Genomic DNA, 19,161 nt, shown 5'->3' with positions numbered 1-19,161 from the left:
GAAATGGAAAAACTGAGGCACCGGATCGGGAGATTTTCCTTTTTCATAGGCCTCGGCCTGGTGATGCCTGTTGCGCTCGCCGGCTGTAACAGCAAGAGCTTTGCGCTCGATGACGGCATCCCGAATACCGCGCCGACCGCAACGGTCGTGGCGCCCGCGAGCGGACCTGCGCCGGGCCCGGTGACCCTGCGCAAGACGGGCACCTATCCGACCTTCGACAAGCAGCTCACCGCCGCCAATACGCAAATTGCCGATGACGACGCCTCCACCAGTGAAGGCCGTCTTGCCGCGCTCGGCCGAGCGCGAGCCTCCGGCGCGATCTCGGAAGCCGAGTATCAGCGCCAGGTGAACGAGCTCAGAAAGCTCGCCGCCGAACATGGAAGCGCTGCCCAGGCCCAGATCGAGAATTAGTTCTTGCGTTTTGAGCGAATTGCTCTCAAAGCAAAACTGCCCAAGATGCGCCAAGATTGAGCGGCTAACTTGGGTTTTATCATCCTTCCCGGGGAATAACATGGAAGAGTTTCATAAAGTCCGGCGTTTGCCGCCCTACGTTTTCGAACAGGTCAACCGTTTGAAAGCGAGCGCGCGAGCGGGTGGCGCCGACATTATCGATCTCGGCATGGGCAACCCCGATCTTCCGACGCCCAAGGCGATCGTCGAAAAGCTTTGCGAAGTGGTTCAGGACCCGCGCACGCACCGCTATTCTTCCTCCAAGGGAATTCCGGGTCTGCGCCGCGCCCAGGCCGCCTATTATGCCCGCCGCTTCGGCGTGAAGCTGAACCCTGAAACGCAGGTCGTCGCGACCCTCGGCTCCAAGGAGGGTTTCGCCAACATGGCGCAGGCGATCACCGCGCCGGGCGACGTCATTCTGTGCCCGAATCCCACCTATCCGATCCATGCTTTCGGCTTCCTGATGGCCGGCGGCGTGATCCGCTCCATCTCGGTCGAGCCGGATGACAGCTTCTTTCCGCCGCTGGAGCGGGCGGTCCGGCATTCGATTCCGAAGCCGCTTGCGTTGATCCTCAACTACCCGTCCAACCCGACGGCGCATGTCGCGACGCTGGATTTCTACAAGGAAGTGGTGAGCTTCGCCAGGAAGCACGACATTCTCGTGCTGTCGGATCTTGCCTATTCGGAAATCTACTTCGATGGCGATCCGCCGCCCTCCGTGCTGCAGGTGCCGGGCGCGATCGATGTCGCCGTGGAGTTCACCTCCATGTCGAAGACCTTCTCCATGCCCGGCTGGCGCATGGGCTTTGCGGTCGGCAACGAGCGGCTGATCTCGGCATTGACGCGGGTGAAGTCCTATCTCGATTACGGCGCCTTCACGCCGATCCAGGTGGCCGCGACCCATGCGCTCAACGGCGACGGCTCCGATATCGCCGAAGTGCGCAACGTCTACAGCCGCCGCCGTGACGTGATGGTGGAAAGCTTCGGCAAGGCGGGCTTCGAGGTTCCTCCGCCAGCCGCCACAATGTTCGCCTGGGCGAAGATCCCCGAGAAGTTCCGCCATCTCGGCTCGCTGGAATTCTCCAAGCTCCTGGTTGAGAAGGCGAGCGTCGCGGTTGCCCCCGGCGTCGGGTTCGGCGAACAGGGCGACGACTATGTGCGTCTCGCGCTGGTCGAGAACGAGCACCGCATCCGCCAGGCAGCGCGGAACATCAAGAAGTTCCTCTCGACGGCCGACGACACGATGCACAACGTGATTTCGCTCAACGCGCACCGTTGAGGCAATCCATCCAGGCGGCCCGGCCGGGCCGCCGATCTTCCATAGTCAGGAAAAGCAGCATGGCAGACGCCCTCAAAGTCGGCATTGCGGGTCTTGGAACCGTTGGCGCATCGCTGGTGCGGATCATCCAGAGCCGCGCCAACGAACTCGCCGTCACCTGCGGCAGGGCGATCGAGATTACGGCCGTTAGCGCCCGCGACAAGAGCCGGGATCGGGGCATCGATCTTTCCGGCGTCACATGGTTCGACACACCCGAAAAGCTGGCTGCCGAAGCCGATATTGACGTTTTCGTGGAACTGATGGGCGGAGCGAGCGGCCCGGCCGATCTTTCGGTTCGCGCTGCACTCGCCCGTGGTCTCCACGTGGTGACGGCCAACAAGGCGCTGCTCGCCCGCTGCGGCGTTGAGCTTGCGGCGATTGCCGAGGAAAAGGGCGCCCTTCTCAATTTCGAAGCGGCGGTCGCAGGCGGCATTCCGGTCATCAAGGCTCTCAGGGAGTCGCTCACCGGCAATACCATTTCGCGCGTCTATGGCATCATGAACGGCACCTGCAACTACATCCTGACGAGGATGGAGAAGGAGGGACTTTCCTTCGAAGCCTGCCTGAAGGATGCACAACGGTTGGGTTATGCCGAGGCCGATCCGACCTTCGATATCGAGGGGAACGATACGGCCCACAAGCTTGCGATCCTCACTACGCTCGCTTTCGGCACGCAGATCGCCGCCGATGAAATCTATCTCGAAGGCATCAGCAATATCTCTATCGAGGATATCCATGCGGCCGCCGATCTCGGCTACCGCATCAAGCTTCTCGGGGTAGCCCAGAAGACCGAGGGCGGGATCGAGCAGCGCGTGCATCCGACCATGGTGCCGCATGACAGCGTCATCGCGCAGGTGGATGGCGTCACCAATGCGGTGGCGATCGAATCCGATATCCTCGGCGAACTTCTGATGGTGGGGCCGGGAGCAGGGGGCAGCGCCACCGCCTCCGCGGTGCTCGGCGACATCGCCGATATCGCCAAAAGCCGTCCGGGCGCCCAGCGCGTGCCCGTTCTCGGTACGCCGGCAGCGGCGCTCGCGCCCTACAAGCGTGCACGGATGCGCAGCCACGAGGGGGGCTATTTTATCCGGTTGACCGTGGCCGACCGCACCGGCGTCTTCGCCAGCATCGCGGCGCGCATGGCCGAGAACGGCATTTCGCTGGAATCGATCGTGCAGCGCGCGCGGCCGGATGCCGGGACCTCGGAGTTCAAGACGATCATCCTCGTGACCCACGCGACGACCGAGGATTCCGTGCGCAAGGCGGTGGCTGCCGTCAAGGCGGAAAGCTATCTGATCGGCGAGCCGCAGGTGATCCGCATCGAGCGGCCGAAGGCATTCTAGAGCTCTCTTTCGATCGGGTTATCAACACCTCTATCCACCGCCCGGTGACATGCCGGGCGTTCCGCTTTTACAGGCGATGCGCTACAAGCGGTTGATGACCAGAATGATTAGCGGACTCCAATCGGCGGCCGAGGCGATCGATCCCGTGCCGCGGGCATTCCTCAACGTCGAGCGCTCCATAAGCGATCAGCGATGGGTGTCGCGCCTCGACCAGGCGGCGCAGAACCGCGCGCTTGGGATCGCGCAGGTGCACGGCATTCCCGAACTCGTTGCCCGCGTTCTGGCAGGCCGCGGTGTGGGAATGGACGAGGCGCCGGCCTTTCTCGACCCCACCATACGCTCGCTGATGCCGGAACCTTTCACGCTGACCGATTGCGAGAAGGCGGCTGGAAGGCTGGCGGCGGCGGTGAAGGCCGGGGAACGGGTTGCGATCTTCGGGGACTATGATGTCGACGGCGCGGCTTCCTCGGCGATCCTCTACCGTTTCCTTCGCCATTTCGGCATTCAGGCCGAGATCTACATTCCCGACCGCATATTCGAGGGTTACGGCCCCAATCCGGCAGCGATCCGCCAGCTTATCGCCAATGGCGCGAGCCTGATCGTCACCGTCGATTGCGGCTCTACGAGCCATGATGCACTCGGTGCAGCCCGGGACGAAGGCTGTGACGTCGTGGTGATCGACCACCACCAGCTTGGCCAGGAGCTGCCGCCCTGCCTCGCGCTCGTCAATCCGAACCGGGAAGACGATCTTTCTGGGCAGGGGCATCTCTGTGCGGCGGGCGTCGTCTTCATGGTGCTGGTGGCGACCGCGCGGCTGCTCCGCGAGCGGGGCGACGAGCGGGCGCGTACGCTCGATCTGCTTGTCTGGCTCGATCTGGTGGCTCTGGCGACGGTTTGCGATGTCGTGCCGCTCAAGGGGCTCAACCGGGCCTATGTGGTGAAGGGGCTGATCGCAGCTCGGCATATGGGAAATGCAGGGCTTGCGGCGCTCTTCCGCAAGGCAGGACTCGGCGGGCCCGTGACGCCCTATCATTTCGGATTTCTGATCGGGCCGCGCATCAATGCAGGCGGGCGGATCGGCGACGCGGCGCTCGGGAGCCGGCTGCTGACCATGGACGATACGACCGAGGCGGAGGTGATCGCCGGGCGGCTGGACGAGCTGAACCGGGAGCGCCAGGCCATGGAAGCCGCGATGCTGGCGGAGGCGGAAGCCGAGGTGCTGGCGGAATACGGCAATGGCGAGGGCGCCTCGGTGCTGGTGACGGCACGCGAGAGCTGGCATCCAGGCATAGTCGGCCTGATCGCCGCGCGGCTCAAGGAGAAGTTCAAGCGGCCCGCCTTCGCGATCGCATTCGATCCCTCGGGCAAGGGCACAGGTTCCGGCCGTTCGATCAATGGGTTCGACATGGGCCGCATGGTTCGGGCGGCCGTGGAGGCGGGGCTTCTCGTGAAGGGCGGCGGCCACGCAATGGCAGCGGGCCTGACGGTGGAGCGGGGCAATCTCGGACGTCTGCGCGCCTTCTTCGAGGAAACGGCGGCGGAAAAGGTGCCGGTGCTGGTCGCCAACCATGTGTTGAAGATAGACGGCGCTCTTTCGGCCTCAGGCGCGACGCTCGACCTCTTCGACCAGATCGAGCAGGCGGGACCCTTCGGCTCGGGCCATGCCCAGCCGGTCTTCGCGATCCCGGCGCATAGGGTGAAGGACGTCCGCATGGTGGGCACCGCGCATGTGAAGGTCACGCTGGAATCGGCCGATGGGACGCGGCTTGATGGCATCGCCTTCCGGGCCGCGGACACACCGCTCGGCAACCTGCTCCTCAACTCGCGCGGCAATCAGATCCACGTGGCCGGCTGCCTCAGCGCGGACCAGTGGCAGGGCAATCGCCGCATGCAGCTGCGCATTCTCGACGCTTCACCTGCTTTGTGAGCAGAAAGCTGAAACCAACTGAAAAATCAGGGAAGAAGTGGCACGCCCTAGGGGAATCGAACCCCTCTTTCCAGAATGAAAATCTGGCGTCCTAACCGATAGACGAAGGGCGCGTGCGGTGAGCGCCCTTATAGAGAGGGCATGGGATTCCCGCAAGCGCAAAAATGCGTTTTTCCCTTCGGGCGTGCAAAAAAATATTGGTGGAAAGCGCTTGCCTTTTCAGGTCGAAAGAAAAGCGGAAACAGCCGGTTAGGCCGATCGCGCCGCCGTGCAGGTCGGGCAGCGTGATCGTGCGGCAACTATGATTCCTGCGCGAGCTGCAGCGGAAAGATCCGGTCGTAGGCCCAATTGAAGACGAAAGCATAGACGACATAGAAGAGGGCGAAGGACACGTCCATCACCAGCGCATGGAGCAGGCTTACGCCGAGATACCAGGCGATGAACGGCATCAGCACGATCAGCAGGCCGACTTCGAAGAGAAGCGCATGCAGGACGCGCGTGGCGAGGCTCTTCTCCAGGCTTTTGCCGAGTTTCAGCAGGGCGTGATCGAAGAGCAGGTTGTAAAGATAGTTCCAACCCGTGGCGAGCGTCGCGCTGACGACGCCGACGATGCCGATATCGTGCGCCGGCATGCTGAATGCCCAGGCGCCGAGCGGCACGACGGTCAGAAGACCGATGATTTCGAAGCTGAGAGCGTGGCGGATGCGATCGCCGGTCGTACGCATTTTTCCCATCCAGTGTACCGGGCCGTCCCGAATGATTTCCCAGATGGGGGAGGTCGTCCTCGCTTGAACCGCCATATAGTGGCTTGCGGCATGCCTCGCAAGGCGAGGCCGAAAGGCGCGGGGGCCATCTTACATGAAGGTGCTGCCGAGACCATGAGATCTGGTACGCCCAACGGGACTCGAACCCGTGTTGCCGCCGTGAGAGGGCGGCGTCCTGACCGCTAGACGATGGGCGCCTGCTGTCCGAAGATCAGCACCATACTACGAAAAAGGATGTATAGAAACGGGGAAGAGTGGCACGCCCTAGGGGAATCGAACCCCTCTTTCCAGAATGAAAATCTGGCGTCCTAACCGATAGACGAAGGGCGCGTGCGCTGCGGTGAGCGCTCTTATAGTGGGGTGATTTCTTTCCCGCAAGCGCCAAAACAGACTTTTTTGCAAAAAAATGACAGCTCCGAAAAACCGTGGATATCTTGAGAGTAGGCTTGTGAAATCAGCAGCTTAGGGGCTGGCCCTGGGTGTCCGTTCCGCATGCCGGCGCATCTGCGGCAGATGAATTCTGCGGTGCGGCGCTGAAGACGCTGCCGGTTGTCGCGCTGATGCGCTGGGTCGGCTGGCCAGCCGGTATGGAGGCTGTGTCGGTAGGCTCCGCATAGGCCGCGGGCGCCTGGCCGGAAAAGATGCTGACGCTGCCGGCACGGATTCCCGTCGGGTGCGTCACGAGTTCGGCAAGCGATGCGGGTTGGGTAGCGGCGGCGGGATTTTCAGGCACCGGCGATTCCGTCGCTACGTTTGCGGCTTGCTGACTCAGCGAGGCGGCGGAGCGGACATAAGGGTCGACATAGCCGTTCGCGGTGGTTTCGCCGCCTTTGGCGAGTATGCCGCGGGCGCCTTGCTGTTTCGTCGCTGCGGCTGCGGAAGAATCGGCGTCGCTTGCGACTTCCGCAGGCTTCTTTGCCGTCATGCAGCCGGAAAGCATGATTGCGGCCAGGCAGAAGGCGCCAATCCTCAGGAGATCGTTGCGAGGAAATGACGGCATTTTCGACAAGACCTGGCCCACCGAGGTTCTTTTCGCAGCGCTGATGCCGCGAATCATCGCTTCCAGCATTTCGCGATGAAGCGGGAAGGACAAGGCCGGTGCGGAAGGAAACTCCCGCGCCGGGCGGGATTYCACCAGCTTCCGGTGTTCTGCATGGAAGCCCAGGGTTCGGCGGATGCCAATGCTGCGCCCTTCTGCAGGATTTCGATCGAAATGCCGTCCGGTGAGCGGACGAAGGCCATGCGGCCATCGCGCGGCGGGCGATTGATGGTGATGCCGTTGTCCATCAGCTTCTGGCAGAAACCATAGATATCGTCGACCTCATAGGCGAGATGGCCGAAGTTGCGGCCGCCGGTGTAATCTTCCGTATCCCAGTTGTAGGTGAGTTCGACGCAGGGGGCACCGCCGGCGCGGGCGGCCTCCACATCTTCGTCGGCAGCCAGGAAGACGAGCGTAAAGCGGCCCTTCTCGTTCTCCGAGCGGCGCACTTCCTTGAGGCCGAAAATCGTCGTGTAGAAATGAAGCGAGGCATCGAGGTCTTTGACGCGGACCATGGTATGAAGATAGCGCATGCCGTTCCTCCTTAAGCATTAAGTAGCAGGGCGATATTGCGCAGCCGCCAGCCTGGAGCAAGCCACCATAGATAGAAGGAGGTGGATAAAGCCAAGACGGGTACTTGCGCTGGATGGTTAGCGAGATGTTAAACTATCCTTCGAGAATCAGCGTACCGTCACATCGTAACGCGTAGTCGAGGGGCCGACAGATATGGCAGACAGGATGTCATCGAAAGGCGTTGCCAATTTCGAGGAGCTCTCCGGCGAGCCGGTCGAACTGCTTGAAATCACCGGCGTAGTGAAGTGGTTCGATGTGGCCAAGGGATTCGGCTTCATCGTTCCCGACAACGGCATGCAGGATGTCCTGCTGCACGTGACCTGCCTGCGCCGTGACGGTTACCAAACCATTCTGGAAGGAACGCGGATCGTCGCTATGATCCAGAAGCGGGAGCGCGGCTACCAGGTTTTCCGCATCCTCTCCATGGATCAATCGACGGCCGTGCATCCCTCGCAGATGCCGCCGGTGCGCACCCATGTACAGGTCGTGCCCACCAGCGGGCTGGAGCGGGCGCTGGTCAAATGGTTCAACCGGACCAAGGGGTTCGGCTTCCTGACGCGCGGGGAGGGCACCGAGGATATCTTCGTGCACATGGAAACGCTTCGCCGTTTCGGTCTGACCGAGCTTAGGCCGGGGCAGGTGGTGCTGGTACGCTTCGGCAATGGCGACAAGGGATTGATGGCGGCGGAAATCCATCCGGACAATCCCAATCCCGCAGGTCGGTCGCACTGATGAACGGATCTTTCATAGTGACGAAAGGCGCCCTCGTGGCGCTTTTTATGTTCATGGCGGGGCTTGCCTTCGCGCAGGTAAGCTTTGACCGGGAGGAATTGACGATCGAAACCGCGAGCGGTCGTCACGTTTTTTCCGTGGAGCTTGCACTGACGCCGGACCAGCGGTCCCAGGGGCTGATGAATCGCGAGAAGATGCCGGTGGATGCGGGCATGCTGTTCGATTTCGGCGCGGCCCGGCCGGTAGCCATGTGGATGAAGAACACGATCCTGCCGCTCGACATGCTTTTCATCCGCAGCGATGGGCGAATCTCGCATATCCACGAGAATGCCGAACCGTTTTCGGAAAACATCATCGATTCGCACGGGGCGGTGAAATTCGTGCTGGAACTCAATGCCGGGCGTGTGAAAGCACTCGGAATCCGGGTTGGCGACCGTGTCACCAGCGGCCGCATCGGCAATCGACGCTGAACCTGTTGGCCACTGGCAGGCAACTCCATTTTGAAGTTGCGGCACGGAGCCGAACGTTGTATTCGGCACACAGCGTCGGAACGGAGTGTAGCGCAGTCTGGTAGCGCATCTGGTTTGGGACCAGAGGGTCGGGAGTTCGAATCTCTCCACTCCGACCACGCTTTAAGAGGATGCCGATTGGCCAATCCCTTGATGGAGCGTGTTAAGAATGTCTGCGAAGATTTATCGTCCCGCCAAGACCGCCATGCAGTCAGGCAAGGCCAAGACCCATCTATGGGTTCTGGAATTTGACCAGGAGCAGGCACGCCGCATCGATCCCATCCTTGGCTATACTTCTTCCGGTGACATGAAGCAGCAGGTGAAGCTGACATTCGAAACGCGCGAGCAGGCAGAAGCCTATGCCAAGCGCGAGGGCATCGAATATCGGGTCATCCTGCCGAAGGAGGCCGCCCGTCAGGTGGTATCCTATACCGACAATTTCCGCTTTAACCGCTTCCAGCCCTGGACGCACTAGCATCCCGCTGCCGGGCAGAATGCCGAACAGCGGCAGAAGGTTAGGCCCCTTAGCTCAACTGGATAGAGCAGCTGCCTTCTAAGCAGCAGGTCGTAGGTTCGAGTCCTACAGGGGTCGCCAGCACTTTTCTAAGTACCTGCTTTCCCTTCGTTATTTCCACTCAACCCCTCACCGTCATTGGGGTGAGGGGATAGGCTGTTCGCCTTTAGTTTCTCTGCCGCCGCCTGGGCAAGCTTCCGCTTGTCGGCGTTTCTCGTGTAGAGTGCAGCCATCGCATCCGAGTTCCAGCCAAATAGGGCCTTCAGCTCGGCATTGCTTCCCCCGGCTTCGGCAAGCCTTTGCGCAACCTGTTTTCTGATGCCGTGCGCTCGTCCGCTCACTCCCGCATCTGCGCACGCTTTCCCGAACCAATTCCCGAACGACGCTTCACTCTTGAATGGCCGCCCGTGTTTGGGCGTCACGAGATAGGCGAGATGGCCCGTCTGAACCTTTTCCAAAGACGATGCCAAGATCGGGTCGAGTGGGATGAATAGCTCTTCTCCGTTCTTTTGGGCGCGGATCTCGATTACCCCGTTTTTGATATGCTGCGGGCCGAGCCTATAAGCATCGCTTCGCCTGAGACCGGTGAATAGCATGATCTCCAGCGCCAGACGTTCTTGCGTCCCGGCGCCGTGCTTTTTGTAGAATGCGATGACATCTTCTGCTGTCCATGGCTTGAAGCCGCTGGACTTCACCTTCGGGCGCTTGACCTCGCGAACTGGATTGATCTTCGCATAGCCTGCATCGACAGCCCACTCGAAGAGATATCCCATTACCTTCATGAAATTGATGGCGGCGTGGGGAGTTTCTGCCCGCCTGTCACGGCCGGCGGCGATTGTAGTTCGATTGATCTGGGAGACGAGGAGTTTTCCGCCGGTCTCACATACCTTTTTCAGGATGTTGCGGCGGTTAGCCTGGGTCGACGCTTTCAGGCCCTTGAAGGCGGCGCTTTGCTGGTACTTGTCCACCAACCATTGGAGGGTGTGTTTGCCAGCGGGCTGCTTTTCGATCGATTGCCCTGACATGAGAGCCTTCCAGGCCTCGACAAACTCCTTCGAACCATATTCATCCGGCAGGCGCGTCCGCGGTCCATCACCCACGCGGAAATACCAGACAACCGAACCGTGTCTGGTAATTTGGCGCTGAACATACTGGTAGCGGCGGCGTGGCATGTCCTCCATCAGAGATAGCCACCCGCACTTTCTTCAATCTGCCTTTCGGTGATTTCCCCGTTATCCCCGTTGATCACAACGGAACCATTCGGCTCGATGCGAATGGTCTTGACCTCGACGCCCGCCTTCTTTACGGCGCGGATCGCGCGGGACACTGAATCTTCGGTAAAGGCTACGGCGCGGCGTCCCATCAATCCCCGCTTTCCCCGTTTTCCACAGGCTGGTTGTCCACAGGCCGAGAGGAGCTTTCGCCATGGAACGAAGAGTGACCGCATAGGTTCGGGCCTGAAAAAACAGTGGTTTCCGCATGCCAAAGTTCTATTTCCACGTCCGACGCGACGGCGAGTTGGATGAAGACTGGATTGGCGCCGAACTCCCCTCGGTAGAGATTGCCTACGAGGAAGCCGTCGATGCCGCGCGGGAGATCCTGGCGGAGAAGGTCCGATTGGGTGRGGCGATCGACGGAGAATGCTTCGTCATCAGCAACGAGCAGGGGACGGTGGTGGGCGAACTGCCTTTCAGGTCCGTTTTGCGGTTCGATTGAGGCCAGGAAGATCATCGGCCTTCCTCCCTCGTTGCGGGCGATGGGGTTCGGTCATTGGTCATTCGCAGGCTCCCCATTGATTGCAGACGGTGTTGAAGTCGCGAGCGAGCAGGGAATATTGCCGACCGCCGCGATCAGTTTTTGCCCACTCGACCATGCGGCGGATGCCGAACTGTTCGAGCGAAAATCTCTCTATCGCCAAGCCGGTGCGTTCCAATTCAAGCCACTCAGCCTGCATCACGGGATCATTGACGAGATTGAAAAAAGTCGAATAGCCGCGCTTGCAGGCGTCGCTTACGATCGCTTCCCACTCTTCCAGCCGGTCGATCTGTTCGGGGAAATGTTGATCGACAAGCGCGAGCTCGGCTTTGGCGCAGTTGATGCAAGGGAAGCAGCCGACCCGCCGCAAGCCCCAGCCGTAAAGAGGGTTCGGATCAACGCCGTGCCGCCGCGCGATCGCGAACACCTCCTCGACGCTCTCAATGCGCAGGAGCGGCCGATAAACGTAGAGTTGGCCCGGCAGGTCTTCATGACCACCGACACGTTGAAATGGCGGCAGGTACTTTCGGACCTCACTTTCAGCGGCGCGGACACCTTGCCAGGAAATGACCGTCGCGCCTGTCGCCAGCAGCGGCCTCGTGACCTTTTGGTCAATCGGATTTACCTTCAGTTCTTCCGTGCAGAACTGCGCCTTGCGGCTGGGAAAGCGGCCTTTCCACAGGCATAGGTCAAGGAAAGGATTGCCAGTCGGGTGGAGCACCGCTAGCGCACGGGCCACGAGATCGGCGGGAACTCCATGCTTCTCCCAATTTTTTTCAATAAAGGCCCGCTTTCCGGCAATCTGCTGAGAGAAGTCCGCTTTCACCCATTCGACCTTGGGGCCGCCGGTCTTTAGATGGAGACTGTTGACAGCCTCATAGGTGGCTGGGTGTTCGTTGCCGGTATCGGCCGCGACGGCGCGGAAAGGCAAGCCGCGCTCGATCGCCCGGCAGTAGGTCGCCGTACTGTCCTTTCCGCCAGAAACAGAAACGACATGCATCATTCGGCTTCACCCCGCACACGTTGCGTGGGAGCGGAGGTATCATTCAGGCTCATGGCTTTGCCTCGAAGAGTGAACGCGGGGAAAGCTGAGGCTTTGCCTGCCGGCGTTCTGATTTTTCGGATTTGGGGAAACCCCTACCGGGGATGGGTTGCTTGGGACGCTTCAGCCCCTGCGACTTGTCGAACTGACGATTGGACTTCGCGATCTGCCGTTGATCTTTCTTCGTCTTGCCGTTCTCGCCGCGGTGGCAGCACTCTGTACCAAGGAGCTGACCCTCCGCGATGGTGATCTTCCGTTGCTTATCTGCTTCCGGCCGGAGACCTTCCGGAATGATATGGTCGATCTCGTATCGCTTGGCGCCCAGCACCTGGCCGCATCCCTCGCAATGGATGAAGCGGCCGCCGCGCTTTGCCCGAGTGACGATCTCGCGGCGCTGGGTTGGGGTGAACTCACGGCGGCTCATGCTCGCCTCCCGAACAGGCGCCGGAACCAAGAGACCTTCGCGCGCTTCTGAGCTTCGATCTCCTTCCGGAGGCGTTCCGTCGTCTCTTCTCGGCGGGCAAGATCGGCGAGGGTGGAAGGGCGGGCGTTGGGATAGCGCTTGAGGTGATCGTTGATGGTGGTCATGCCGCTTCCCTCATCTGGTCTATGTTGCAGAGATGGACGGTGTAAGCGTAGGCAACAACCCAAGGGTTCTTGGCCGCTGCTCCGGCGCCGTTGATGTGATCCCAGAGGGCGAAGTAGCTTTCGCGCGGGTCGCCGTGCCAGGTCGAGGCAATGCCGGGGATTCCGTAAGTCGGAGCGACCCACTCAAGCCCTTCGGCGATGGCGTCTTCCCGGCTGATGTCCTTTAGCCGTTCGATCTTCACACCGGTGACGATCAGCGTCATGCGAGAGAACTCGCGTGGCATATGGATCGAAGGCCAGAACTTGGCGTGCGGATATTCCGGGTTCTCGTCGGCTTGGTAAATTGCGTGGCCGAAAGGGCATCTACGCGCTTCCGAGATCGAGAACACATGATCCCCCGTATGCGACCAAGTCTCACGGACCCAAAGGCGATCGCCTTCTACAATGCGCACTTTGGCATACGCATGAATGATGCCACCCAAGGCATATTGCCAATTCGTCGGCTCTTGCGGGAATGGCCTATACCAGCCGCCGTTCTTCATCACCTTTGGCTGAGGCTTCAGCTCCCGGCGGGTGTTGGTCTTCAGGCCCTGACGATTGGCGCGGATCATTGAACCGCTGAAAAGGATGGGGCGGTCGGTCATGCGTCACCTGCCTTTGCCTTTGCGATCATGCGCTCAAGCGGTGAGAGGTGGTTTTCGATGGCCTTCGCCTTGAGCGGCGGCAGCCCGAACTTTTCGAGGTAGGCGCGGGAGTGCTTCGCCCAGACCTTCTTGCCCCAGCTCGTCGCGCCGAACTCCCATGGGCGAGCCGCGCGGAGTGCCTTCTTGCGGGCGGCAAGGTCGGCATCGGCCGGCAGGTTGCGGTGAACTTCGCCGATGACGTGGGAGGCGGTTTTCTGCCAGTCGATCATACCGACACCCCCAATGCTGCCCGTAGGGCCTGGGCATCGCGGCGAAGGTAATGAAGCTCTTCGTCCTTCTTGCTCCATGCGAACGTGCCGCCGGGCACACTCGGGTCGCCGTAGAAATCAGAACCGAACTCACTTTCCGGCTTTGCTTCGACGGCCTTGATTTTTTGGTCGATGATCCGCAGCGCTGTTTCCATGGCGGTCCGCAGCTTGGCGATGTGCTTATCCGGCGCGGTATCCTCCGGCACGTCGTCCTGATGGATCGCCTTCATGTGCCACGGTTCTACCGAAGCTTCCGCCTCGGCATCCGCCTTCGTGTACCGGCCGGCGTCGAACTTGAAGCTCGTGTAGCCCTGCTTGTTCGGGCGGTAGAAATACGAGCCCTTTTTGATGAGGTGGTCGAGAGCTTCGCTCATGCCGACCTCCGATCACGGTAGTCCCGCCACCTGATGTACTCCATGAAGGTCATGGACCCATCGTAGGCCAGGAAGTCGAGGTATCGCTGTTTGCTGCGCGAGAGCTTCGGAGGGGCAGGGCTTTCCGATACGACGGCGCGCTTGCCTTGTTCCGTCGCCCAAAAGCAGTCATCTCCGCCACTCAGCGGATGATCGCGACGAACAGCCATGAAGCCCAGGTCGACAAGAGCCATGCAATCCGCGTGATCCTTGCTGCCTTCGCCGGTGACGAAGTGGTTTCGGTAAAAAGTGCCGCGTCCATGCTGGTCGAGGCCGAGGGTGTGCTGAAGGATGTGGATCTGCTTCGGGGTCACGCCGATCTCCTCCGATCCTGCCGCTCAGGCATCACATCCTCCGGCRTCACGCCGAACTCGGAGGCGATGAAGCGGATTGCGTTGTTGAGGAAGCCTTCGAAGGTCGGCTCGTCCATGCTCTCGAAAGAGACGGACGACGGAACCTTGACCACGTAGCCGCTGATGATGACGTCATCGGTGTAGCCGGTCCGGAGCTTCACCATCTGATGCAGGGCCTTAGGGTGCGGCGCACATTCTGTCGCTTTCACGACTTCCCGCAGGAACTTGAAATAGAAGCGGAGGCGRCTGGGCACTCGACCGGTCCGAAGGTCAGCCTGGATGCGCTGGCCGACCGGGAACTCTCGGATCATTCCGCGATCCATTTCCATTTCGCCGATGAGGCGGTCACCATCGCGGACGAGATAAAACGGTGGGTGCTCGGGAGACTTCTTGATCATGGTCAGCCCGCCATCAACGGATGCTGCCGAAGTGCATCGAGTTCAGCCTGATTGCTGTTGGCGGGCGGCGCGCCATAGCGGCGAACCTGATCGACGATCTCGGCAAGCTCCTCGTTGAACTGCTTCACTGCGGTGGCGATGGTGGCGATGTAAGCCTCGTCCCGGTAAGCGCGCTTCACGAACAGCGGGAGTTTCGGCCAGTAGACGACGATATCGATCCATTCGCGCTCTGCTACCCAAAGCGCGCCCTGGCACTGAGCTTTATGCTCCGGCGGGAAGTCATCGCGCATAAGGCATTCAATGAGAAGGTGCGGGAGTTTCGACTTAGCCTCGAACATGCCGTTGGTGCCGATGAGGCCGTCCGGGCTGGCTCCCTTGTCGCCGTTGCGGACAAATCCGACACGCTGGATGTCAGCATCGGCGATAAACGAGTACATCTCGCGGGCCTCGACCTCCATGGCGTGCCCGCGCTCCATGTGAGAATTGGTATAGCCTTCCACGGCCTCACCGGTAATGACCTCGCCGGCCAGCTTGTACAGGTAGGTCTTGCGGGTCTTGCTTTCTCCACCACCACGGCCGGAGGCCATGACGGTATGAAATTCGGACGCTGTCGGGATGCCGGCACGAGCTGCGAACCACTCGGCTGTATTCTGATCGCAATCAAAAATCTGGATCATGCCCGAGCCCTCCGCTGTCCAATCATGGACATGGCGCGTTCGAATTCCCTTGCCGGGAGATCGGGAAGCGCCTCAATCTTGAAGAACCGGCAGAATTTTTCGATATCGGCGTCGGCGTCCTCAATTGCCTTCCGAAGCTGTGCCAACTGGTCCTCAGTGAGGCCGACATCATCCTCTGGAGCAGGTGCGTTGCCGTCCTTGTCATCCATGAAGGCGAGGTCGAGTGCACTCGCTTTCAGGTAGCGGCGGGCATAAGTCTGAGTGCTTCCCTTGGCTTGGATCGCAGTCTTGTTGACACGGCCGCCGGATCCGGTGGCGTCCAGAGGGAAATCGTCCTCGTAGATCTTCTCATGCCCGCCGGAGTGGCCGATAACCAGCCTCATGCGGATGTGGCCGGGAACGTCGCACGGGACAGGCGCCGATGTGGTGGAAAAGCCATGTTTGGTCAGGATCGGCGTGACGACGCGCTCAATATCCGCGAGGTCGGCGTATTTGGATTTCRTATGCTCGTTGTCGTTTGTCCGAAAAATCGGGCCTATTTCCGATTGGACGGCAGAGAAGGCGGCAAGCCACTCGCGGCGGGCCATGTCTTCCCGATCCTCACGCTCGATACGACGAAGTCGCTCCTGCTCATCGGCACGGACCTTGACGATGGCCTCGAACTTCGCGACGTCCATGCTCTTGTTGCTGGCAAGGCGTTCGATGATACCGAGAAGGCCATCGCCCTGGTTCGCGGGCTCATCGTATCGAGCGGCCTGCGTACCTTCCGCCATTTTAGCGAGCTGGTTCATGATCAGAACTCCATCTTTACGTGAGGGATTTCACCGGCAATGATCGCCAGAACGATTTTCTTGGCGGTGGCTTCGCCCGCGCCCTGGGCCATGAGGGCGGCTTTGACCTCACCCATCAGGCGACCGCGGTGCTCCCGGTCGCGCTCGCGAGCCTCGCGCTCCGCGATTTCGCGGTGGATGGCCTCCTGGCGCTCGCGTTCCTTCCGTTCCGCTTCTTCGCGCACGGCGCGGGCCTCAGCCTCGGCCCTGGCGATTGCTTCCCGAGCCTCGCGTTCCGCCTGCTCTCGGGCGAGTTGGGCGGCACGCTCTTCCCGTGCCTTCTGTTCGGCCGCTTCGCGCTCCTGCCGTTCCTTTTCCAGCCGCTGACGCTCGGCGGCTTCCTTGGCGAGCCGTTCCTTTTCGAGACGTTCCGCTTCGGCCCGGTCGCGCTCTTCCTTTTCGGCGCGAAGCTTTTCCAGTTCGATGCGGTCGGCTTCGGCTCGCTTATGGGCCTCGAATGCCGCTGTCAGCTTGTCGGTAGCGATCCGATGGGCGGTGCGTGCCTGGTCCTCGAACTCTGCCAATTCGGAGGTGACGACGAGTTTCTGTTCGAGTTCGCGAAGGAGGACCGGGAAAGCCTGCGGCTCGCCGCCGATGAAGCCGTTACCGCAGTCCTCGATAGCCTTGAGGAACGACTCGCAATATTCGATCCGGGCTTCTTCTTGGGCTTCCCATTGGTCAAGGGACCGACGCGCAAGGGCGGCTCGCTCGTCCAAATCGGACTTTACTGTCCGGCGCTTAGCATCGACGGCGTTGATCTGTTTGCGCGCGTCCTCGTTCAGCTTCTTGCCGGCATCGTCGATCGCCGTCTTGTAACGGGTGATCTTGTAGGCTTCGGAAGCGATCTTCTTCCGGCTGGTGACCGTCGAAAGGTCAGGAACGAAATCCTTGATCTTCTCGTCCAGGTGGGCAAGGAAGCGATCATAGAGGTTGTCGTCGAGAAGGACGGAGGAGGGGTTCTGCTCAACGATGGCGACGATGTCGACCGTGTCTTTCTCCGGCATATGCAACACTGCTGCTGACATTAAACTCTCCCTGCGATTTCGTGCCGCCGGTCCATGTCCCGCAGCTCGTTGATGGTGAGGCCGATACCGACGACAGCCAGGAAAAGGGCTATGACGATCAGGTAGTCGGCAATGGTGGGGGTGAAGACGCCGCGCATGTCGCGGGTCTTTGTGAAGCGGCCAAGATCGATCGCGACAGACCGGCATTCGCCGGGAGCGCAAGAACAGCCGTCAAAGGCTCGGATGGTGCAGTGGGTTTGCATGTCCACCTCAATCCGTGTACGCGATATAGGTGAACTTGCCGCCGCCGAACCGTTCGAAACGACCGCCAAAGGTGCCTTTCACGCGGGCCTCAACCTCTGCGCGGGTGGTTTCCGGTGGGTAGACCCCCTCAACCTTCTGCGAGCTATTGCTGTGCATGCTGATCGTGTAGTCGATCTTGGAGGGGTCTAAGACGCGCCGGACCTTCTCAACGAATGGGATTGGCGCGAAATAAACAGTTCCTTCCGCCTCAACCACGAGATCATCTGCCGCATCCCATCCACACGCCTCGCAGTACTCGCGAGGCGTTGTGCAAAAGCTGCACGGTGGGTTGATGTGGCATGAGCACCCGCTATCAGACGAATGCTGCTGGATGATCCCGTCGCACCCTTTGCGACCGCATACCTGCCCAGCCTCGAAACAGACGATCTCGCTCATTCTGCGGCTTCCATCTGCTTGAGGGGATAGACGGCGAAGCCCAGCTCGCGGGCGAGGTCGGTGAACTGATGCTCGACCGTCTCGCGATGAATGTTGCTGTGCTTCGTGTCGTACTGAGCAGCGACGAGAGCCTCGAGCAGTTCGGAGGCTGCCAGCTTCGCCAGCGGGAAATGGATGCGTTCGTTCATGGCGGCTTACTCCGCTGCGATCTTGAAATGGTGGGGGATAGGGAACGGGAAGCGGGCGAACACGCCCTTCCATTCCAGCGCCTTGCGTTCTTCGGCGGTGCGGCCGACAAGCTGGCTATTGAAGACGTCAGGCATCAGAGGCTCGACGAGCGGGCCGGTCGCGCCGAGGGCATCGGCCTTCACCTGCAGCTCGTAGACGTCCCTGATCTGGCGCAGATAGTTCCGGCCGGTGATCATCTCGCCCTTGCGGTGCTTGCGGCGGGCGCGCTCGATGGCTTCCGACAAATCCTGCACGGCGAAGCGAAGCGCGTCGGTCGTGCGGTTCATTTGCTCGAAGTGCTGCATTGTCGGTCCTCATCTTGCCGCCGTCCCGTCGGAGTTTCTCTTGCGAGGTGTTCGGGGCGGCTGATGGGGAGAATGTACGCAAATCATACATCGCCGTCAAGTATGAATGTATGAAAAACTTACATATGGCGCTGAATGAAGAATCTTAACGTTCAAGCCGAATCACTCTCGACTCTTCGTCCCGGTTCTGTTTTCGTAAGAACGAAAGGAGAACAAATGATGGGGCTGGAATTAGCGAGATCACAGTCGCCTGTGCGGCTGCACATTCGTTGCGAGAACTGCTTGCGTGAAAGTTCAAGGGTCCTGGAGCCGCGGCCGGGTGCTGAGCTATCGGATGATCCGTGTGCATTGGCGGAGGAGGGCTACCTCGACAACCTGCCGTTCTTTTGCGGCCACTGTGAAAGCGTCATCGGCCGCCTTTTCGCGATCAGCGGAGGAAAGCGTTATGGATAGGGAAGTGCTGGAATTCATCATCGTGCCGCCGTTCGATCGCCGGCATGAAATCACCAATTCCAAGGAGAGGATGGAGCATTATCTCGGCAATCGGTTTCCCGGCTACAGCTTCAAGCTGCTCCCTTTTGCACCAGTCGGTGACGAAGACGATTTCCGCGTCCTGCCGGTGATGAACTTCATCGACGGGGAGGGGGTAAGTCGGATGTGCGAGGAGCCGAGGCGTTGGTTCATTCAGGAGATCGCAGACGCTTGTATGGAATTCCACCAAGCACCTTTGAAGAGATTTGTGGCGTAA

The 19,161-nt window shown here is 60.5% G+C and carries 28 protein-coding genes, 5 tRNA genes and 1 pseudogene; 11 read left to right on the top strand and 23 right to left on the bottom strand.

The annotated features are described in order from the left end of the window. The first annotated feature begins 3 nt into the window (after window positions 1–3). The 4 genes from LCM4573_RS12110 to recJ all read left to right on the top strand — a co-directional run bounded on the left by LCM4573_RS12110 (window position 4) and on the right by recJ (window position 5,038). Complete coding sequence (locus LCM4573_RS12110) at window positions 4–411, top strand: hypothetical protein (RefSeq protein ID WP_071006528.1); 408 nt, start codon at window positions 4–6, stop codon at window positions 409–411. 100 nt (window positions 412–511) lie between these two features. Further along, window positions 512–1,729 carry an LL-diaminopimelate aminotransferase gene (locus tag LCM4573_RS12105; RefSeq protein ID WP_071006527.1) on the top strand — a complete coding sequence of 406 codons (1,218 nt, stop codon included), beginning with the start codon at window positions 512–514 and terminating at the stop codon, window positions 1,727–1,729. A gap of 59 nt (window positions 1,730–1,788) precedes the next feature. After that, window positions 1,789–3,111 (top strand): homoserine dehydrogenase, encoded by a 1,323-nt coding sequence (locus LCM4573_RS12100; protein WP_071006526.1) that lies wholly within the window; start codon window positions 1,789–1,791, stop codon window positions 3,109–3,111. Window positions 3,112–3,214: 103 nt separating this feature from the next. Then, window positions 3,215–5,038, top strand: a complete 1,824-nt coding sequence (recJ, locus tag LCM4573_RS12095) for a single-stranded-DNA-specific exonuclease RecJ (protein WP_071006525.1) — start codon at window positions 3,215–3,217, stop codon at window positions 5,036–5,038. Window positions 5,039–5,076: 38 nt separating this feature from the next. On the opposite strand, the gene LCM4573_RS12090 is transcribed toward recJ, so the two are convergent. From LCM4573_RS12090 to LCM4573_RS12065, 6 genes and pseudogenes are all read right to left on the bottom strand, one after another. Beyond that, window positions 5,077–5,151: transfer RNA gene (locus LCM4573_RS12090), tRNA-Glu, on the bottom strand. Window positions 5,152–5,337: 186 nt separating this feature from the next. Continuing rightward, the gene (locus tag LCM4573_RS12085; protein ID WP_071006524.1) at window positions 5,338–5,763 is read right to left on the bottom strand and encodes a PACE efflux transporter; all 426 of its coding nucleotides are present in this window, start codon (window positions 5,761–5,763) and stop codon (window positions 5,338–5,340) included. 161 nt (window positions 5,764–5,924) lie between these two features. Then, a tRNA-Glu gene (locus LCM4573_RS12080) sits at window positions 5,925–5,999 on the bottom strand. Between the two features lie 58 nt (window positions 6,000–6,057). Beyond that, window positions 6,058–6,132: transfer RNA gene (locus tag LCM4573_RS12075), tRNA-Glu, on the bottom strand. A gap of 124 nt (window positions 6,133–6,256) precedes the next feature. After that, complete coding sequence (locus LCM4573_RS12070; RefSeq protein WP_131818959.1) at window positions 6,257–6,802, bottom strand: hypothetical protein; 546 nt, start codon at window positions 6,800–6,802, stop codon at window positions 6,257–6,259. Window positions 6,803–6,936: 134 nt separating this feature from the next. Then, window positions 6,937–7,374, bottom strand: a pseudogene (locus tag LCM4573_RS12065) (VOC family protein); the annotation flags it as partial. A gap of 193 nt (window positions 7,375–7,567) precedes the next feature. On the opposite strand from LCM4573_RS12065, the gene LCM4573_RS12060 reads away from it, so the two are divergent. The 5 genes from LCM4573_RS12060 (at window position 7,568) to LCM4573_RS12040 (ending at window position 9,250) form a co-directional block, all read left to right on the top strand. Then, window positions 7,568–8,146, top strand: coding sequence for a cold-shock protein (locus tag LCM4573_RS12060; protein WP_071006522.1), 579 nt, complete (start codon window positions 7,568–7,570; stop codon window positions 8,144–8,146). Then, on the top strand, window positions 8,146–8,616 hold the full coding sequence (locus LCM4573_RS12055; protein WP_071006521.1) for a DUF192 domain-containing protein: 471 nt from the start codon (window positions 8,146–8,148) through the stop codon (window positions 8,614–8,616). Before LCM4573_RS12060 ends, LCM4573_RS12055 begins: the two co-directional genes overlap by 1 nt. Window positions 8,617–8,697: 81 nt before the next feature. Then, window positions 8,698–8,774 (top strand) — tRNA-Pro (locus LCM4573_RS12050). 50 nt (window positions 8,775–8,824) lie between these two features. Then, window positions 8,825–9,130, top strand: a complete 306-nt coding sequence (locus tag LCM4573_RS12045) for an ETC complex I subunit (protein WP_071006520.1) — start codon at window positions 8,825–8,827, stop codon at window positions 9,128–9,130. 43 nt (window positions 9,131–9,173) lie between these two features. After that, window positions 9,174–9,250, top strand: a tRNA-Arg gene (locus tag LCM4573_RS12040). Window positions 9,251–9,258: 8 nt separating this feature from the next. Here the strand turns inward: LCM4573_RS12040 and LCM4573_RS12035 are convergent. After that, a complete protein-coding gene (locus LCM4573_RS12035) occupies window positions 9,259–10,350 on the bottom strand; it encodes a tyrosine-type recombinase/integrase (RefSeq protein WP_071006519.1) in 1,092 nt (363 codons plus the stop codon). Beyond that, the gene (locus LCM4573_RS12030) at window positions 10,350–10,535 is read right to left on the bottom strand and encodes a hypothetical protein (RefSeq protein WP_157895502.1); all 186 of its coding nucleotides are present in this window, start codon (window positions 10,533–10,535) and stop codon (window positions 10,350–10,352) included. Before LCM4573_RS12030 ends, LCM4573_RS12035 begins: the two co-directional genes overlap by 1 nt. A 113-nt stretch (window positions 10,536–10,648) precedes the next feature. Here LCM4573_RS12030 and LCM4573_RS27235 point away from each other — a divergent pair, with 113 nt between their 5' ends. After that, complete coding sequence (locus LCM4573_RS27235) at window positions 10,649–10,885, top strand: DUF6894 family protein (protein ID WP_083347410.1); 237 nt, start codon at window positions 10,649–10,651, stop codon at window positions 10,883–10,885. A 58-nt stretch (window positions 10,886–10,943) separates the two neighbouring features. Here LCM4573_RS27235 and LCM4573_RS12020 read toward each other — a convergent pair whose 3' ends face one another. The 15 genes from LCM4573_RS12020 to LCM4573_RS11955 are packed head-to-tail and all read right to left on the bottom strand — an operon-like array spanning window position 10,944 to window position 18,413. Continuing rightward, window positions 10,944–11,927, bottom strand: coding sequence for a phosphoadenosine phosphosulfate reductase family protein (locus LCM4573_RS12020; RefSeq protein ID WP_071006516.1), 984 nt, complete (start codon window positions 11,925–11,927; stop codon window positions 10,944–10,946). Window positions 11,928–11,976: 49 nt separating this feature from the next. Next, window positions 11,977–12,390 (bottom strand): hypothetical protein, encoded by a 414-nt coding sequence (locus LCM4573_RS12015; protein ID WP_071006515.1) that lies wholly within the window; start codon window positions 12,388–12,390, stop codon window positions 11,977–11,979. Continuing rightward, entirely contained in the window at window positions 12,387–12,554 is a 168-nt protein-coding gene (locus LCM4573_RS28075; protein ID WP_157895501.1) for a hypothetical protein, read from the bottom strand. The genes LCM4573_RS12015 and LCM4573_RS28075 overlap by 4 nt, the downstream gene beginning before the upstream one ends. Beyond that, on the bottom strand, window positions 12,551–13,198 hold the full coding sequence (locus tag LCM4573_RS12010; RefSeq protein WP_071006514.1) for a hypothetical protein: 648 nt from the start codon (window positions 13,196–13,198) through the stop codon (window positions 12,551–12,553). Before LCM4573_RS12010 ends, LCM4573_RS28075 begins: the two co-directional genes overlap by 4 nt. Further along, on the bottom strand, window positions 13,195–13,467 hold the full coding sequence (locus LCM4573_RS12005; protein ID WP_071006513.1) for a hypothetical protein: 273 nt from the start codon (window positions 13,465–13,467) through the stop codon (window positions 13,195–13,197). The genes LCM4573_RS12010 and LCM4573_RS12005 overlap by 4 nt, the downstream gene beginning before the upstream one ends. Next, window positions 13,464–13,880 (bottom strand): hypothetical protein, encoded by a 417-nt coding sequence (locus LCM4573_RS12000; RefSeq protein ID WP_071006512.1) that lies wholly within the window; start codon window positions 13,878–13,880, stop codon window positions 13,464–13,466. Before LCM4573_RS12000 ends, LCM4573_RS12005 begins: the two co-directional genes overlap by 4 nt. Then, a complete protein-coding gene (locus LCM4573_RS11995) occupies window positions 13,877–14,233 on the bottom strand; it encodes a hypothetical protein (protein WP_071006511.1) in 357 nt (118 codons plus the stop codon). The genes LCM4573_RS12000 and LCM4573_RS11995 overlap by 4 nt, the downstream gene beginning before the upstream one ends. Then, window positions 14,230–14,670 carry a hypothetical protein gene (locus tag LCM4573_RS11990; RefSeq protein WP_071006510.1) on the bottom strand — a complete coding sequence of 147 codons (441 nt, stop codon included), beginning with the start codon at window positions 14,668–14,670 and terminating at the stop codon, window positions 14,230–14,232. The genes LCM4573_RS11995 and LCM4573_RS11990 overlap by 4 nt, the downstream gene beginning before the upstream one ends. 2 nt (window positions 14,671–14,672) lie before the next feature. Beyond that, window positions 14,673–15,347: a lambda exonuclease family protein gene (locus LCM4573_RS11985; RefSeq protein WP_071006509.1), complete on the bottom strand. Its 675-nt coding sequence runs from the start codon at window positions 15,345–15,347 to the stop codon at window positions 14,673–14,675. After that, the gene (locus LCM4573_RS11980) at window positions 15,344–16,138 is read right to left on the bottom strand and encodes an ERF family protein (protein WP_071006508.1); all 795 of its coding nucleotides are present in this window, start codon (window positions 16,136–16,138) and stop codon (window positions 15,344–15,346) included. Before LCM4573_RS11980 ends, LCM4573_RS11985 begins: the two co-directional genes overlap by 4 nt. A 2-nt stretch (window positions 16,139–16,140) precedes the next feature. Then, window positions 16,141–17,202, bottom strand: coding sequence for a hypothetical protein (locus LCM4573_RS11975; protein ID WP_071006507.1), 1,062 nt, complete (start codon window positions 17,200–17,202; stop codon window positions 16,141–16,143). Further along, the gene (locus LCM4573_RS11970; protein WP_071006506.1) at window positions 17,202–17,444 is read right to left on the bottom strand and encodes a hypothetical protein; all 243 of its coding nucleotides are present in this window, start codon (window positions 17,442–17,444) and stop codon (window positions 17,202–17,204) included. The genes LCM4573_RS11975 and LCM4573_RS11970 overlap by 1 nt, the downstream gene beginning before the upstream one ends. Before the next feature lie 7 nt (window positions 17,445–17,451). Continuing rightward, window positions 17,452–17,880, bottom strand: coding sequence for a hypothetical protein (locus tag LCM4573_RS11965; protein WP_071006505.1), 429 nt, complete (start codon window positions 17,878–17,880; stop codon window positions 17,452–17,454). Further along, window positions 17,877–18,068: a hypothetical protein gene (locus LCM4573_RS11960; RefSeq protein WP_071006504.1), complete on the bottom strand. Its 192-nt coding sequence runs from the start codon at window positions 18,066–18,068 to the stop codon at window positions 17,877–17,879. Before LCM4573_RS11960 ends, LCM4573_RS11965 begins: the two co-directional genes overlap by 4 nt. A gap of 6 nt (window positions 18,069–18,074) precedes the next feature. Next, window positions 18,075–18,413: a hypothetical protein gene (locus tag LCM4573_RS11955; protein WP_071006503.1), complete on the bottom strand. Its 339-nt coding sequence runs from the start codon at window positions 18,411–18,413 to the stop codon at window positions 18,075–18,077. Window positions 18,414–18,858: 445 nt separating this feature from the next. Here LCM4573_RS11955 and LCM4573_RS11945 point away from each other — a divergent pair, with 445 nt between their 5' ends. Continuing rightward, complete coding sequence (locus tag LCM4573_RS11945; protein WP_071006502.1) at window positions 18,859–19,161, top strand: hypothetical protein; 303 nt, start codon at window positions 18,859–18,861, stop codon at window positions 19,159–19,161.

It is taken from the genome of Rhizobium sp. LCM 4573 (assembly GCF_001854865.1).
GTDB lineage: Bacteria > Pseudomonadota > Alphaproteobacteria > Rhizobiales > Rhizobiaceae > Neorhizobium.
Note: the sequence above shows the minus strand (reverse complement) of the source record. Positions and strands in the feature narration are given on the sequence as shown.

Bases quoted from the DNA above. Each gene is read 5' to 3' on its own strand.
- LCM4573_RS12110 (WP_071006528.1), top strand. From the start codon at position 4: ATGGAAAAACTGAGGCACCGGATCGGGAGATTTTCCTTTTTCATAGGC.
- LCM4573_RS12105 (WP_071006527.1), top strand. From the start codon at position 512: ATGGAAGAGTTTCATAAAGTCCGGCGTTTGCCGCCCTACGTTTTCGAA.
- LCM4573_RS12100 (WP_071006526.1), top strand. From the start codon at position 1,789: ATGGCAGACGCCCTCAAAGTCGGCATTGCGGGTCTTGGAACCGTTGGC.
- recJ (WP_071006525.1), top strand. From the start codon at position 3,215: ATGATTAGCGGACTCCAATCGGCGGCCGAGGCGATCGATCCCGTGCCG.
- LCM4573_RS12085 (WP_071006524.1), bottom strand. From the start codon at position 5,763: ATGCGTACGACCGGCGATCGCATCCGCCACGCTCTCAGCTTCGAAATC.
- LCM4573_RS12070 (WP_131818959.1), bottom strand. From the start codon at position 6,802: ATGCCGTCATTTCCTCGCAACGATCTCCTGAGGATTGGCGCCTTCTGC.
- LCM4573_RS12060 (WP_071006522.1), top strand. From the start codon at position 7,568: ATGGCAGACAGGATGTCATCGAAAGGCGTTGCCAATTTCGAGGAGCTC.
- LCM4573_RS12055 (WP_071006521.1), top strand. From the start codon at position 8,146: ATGAACGGATCTTTCATAGTGACGAAAGGCGCCCTCGTGGCGCTTTTT.
- LCM4573_RS12045 (WP_071006520.1), top strand. From the start codon at position 8,825: ATGTCTGCGAAGATTTATCGTCCCGCCAAGACCGCCATGCAGTCAGGC.
- LCM4573_RS12035 (WP_071006519.1), bottom strand. From the start codon at position 10,350: ATGGAGGACATGCCACGCCGCCGCTACCAGTATGTTCAGCGCCAAATT.
- LCM4573_RS12020 (WP_071006516.1), bottom strand. From the start codon at position 11,927: ATGATGCATGTCGTTTCTGTTTCTGGCGGAAAGGACAGTACGGCGACC.
- LCM4573_RS12015 (WP_071006515.1), bottom strand. From the start codon at position 12,390: ATGAGCCGCCGTGAGTTCACCCCAACCCAGCGCCGCGAGATCGTCACT.
- LCM4573_RS28075 (WP_157895501.1), bottom strand. From the start codon at position 12,554: ATGACCACCATCAACGATCACCTCAAGCGCTATCCCAACGCCCGCCCT.
- LCM4573_RS12010 (WP_071006514.1), bottom strand. From the start codon at position 13,198: ATGACCGACCGCCCCATCCTTTTCAGCGGTTCAATGATCCGCGCCAAT.
- LCM4573_RS12005 (WP_071006513.1), bottom strand. From the start codon at position 13,467: ATGATCGACTGGCAGAAAACCGCCTCCCACGTCATCGGCGAAGTTCAC.
- LCM4573_RS12000 (WP_071006512.1), bottom strand. From the start codon at position 13,880: ATGAGCGAAGCTCTCGACCACCTCATCAAAAAGGGCTCGTATTTCTAC.
- LCM4573_RS11985 (WP_071006509.1), bottom strand. From the start codon at position 15,347: ATGATCCAGATTTTTGATTGCGATCAGAATACAGCCGAGTGGTTCGCA.
- LCM4573_RS11975 (WP_071006507.1), bottom strand. From the start codon at position 17,202: ATGTCAGCAGCAGTGTTGCATATGCCGGAGAAAGACACGGTCGACATC.
- LCM4573_RS11970 (WP_071006506.1), bottom strand. From the start codon at position 17,444: ATGCAAACCCACTGCACCATCCGAGCCTTTGACGGCTGTTCTTGCGCT.
- LCM4573_RS11965 (WP_071006505.1), bottom strand. From the start codon at position 17,880: ATGAGCGAGATCGTCTGTTTCGAGGCTGGGCAGGTATGCGGTCGCAAA.
- LCM4573_RS11960 (WP_071006504.1), bottom strand. From the start codon at position 18,068: ATGAACGAACGCATCCATTTCCCGCTGGCGAAGCTGGCAGCCTCCGAA.
- LCM4573_RS11955 (WP_071006503.1), bottom strand. From the start codon at position 18,413: ATGCAGCACTTCGAGCAAATGAACCGCACGACCGACGCGCTTCGCTTC.
- LCM4573_RS11945 (WP_071006502.1), top strand. From the start codon at position 18,859: ATGGATAGGGAAGTGCTGGAATTCATCATCGTGCCGCCGTTCGATCGC.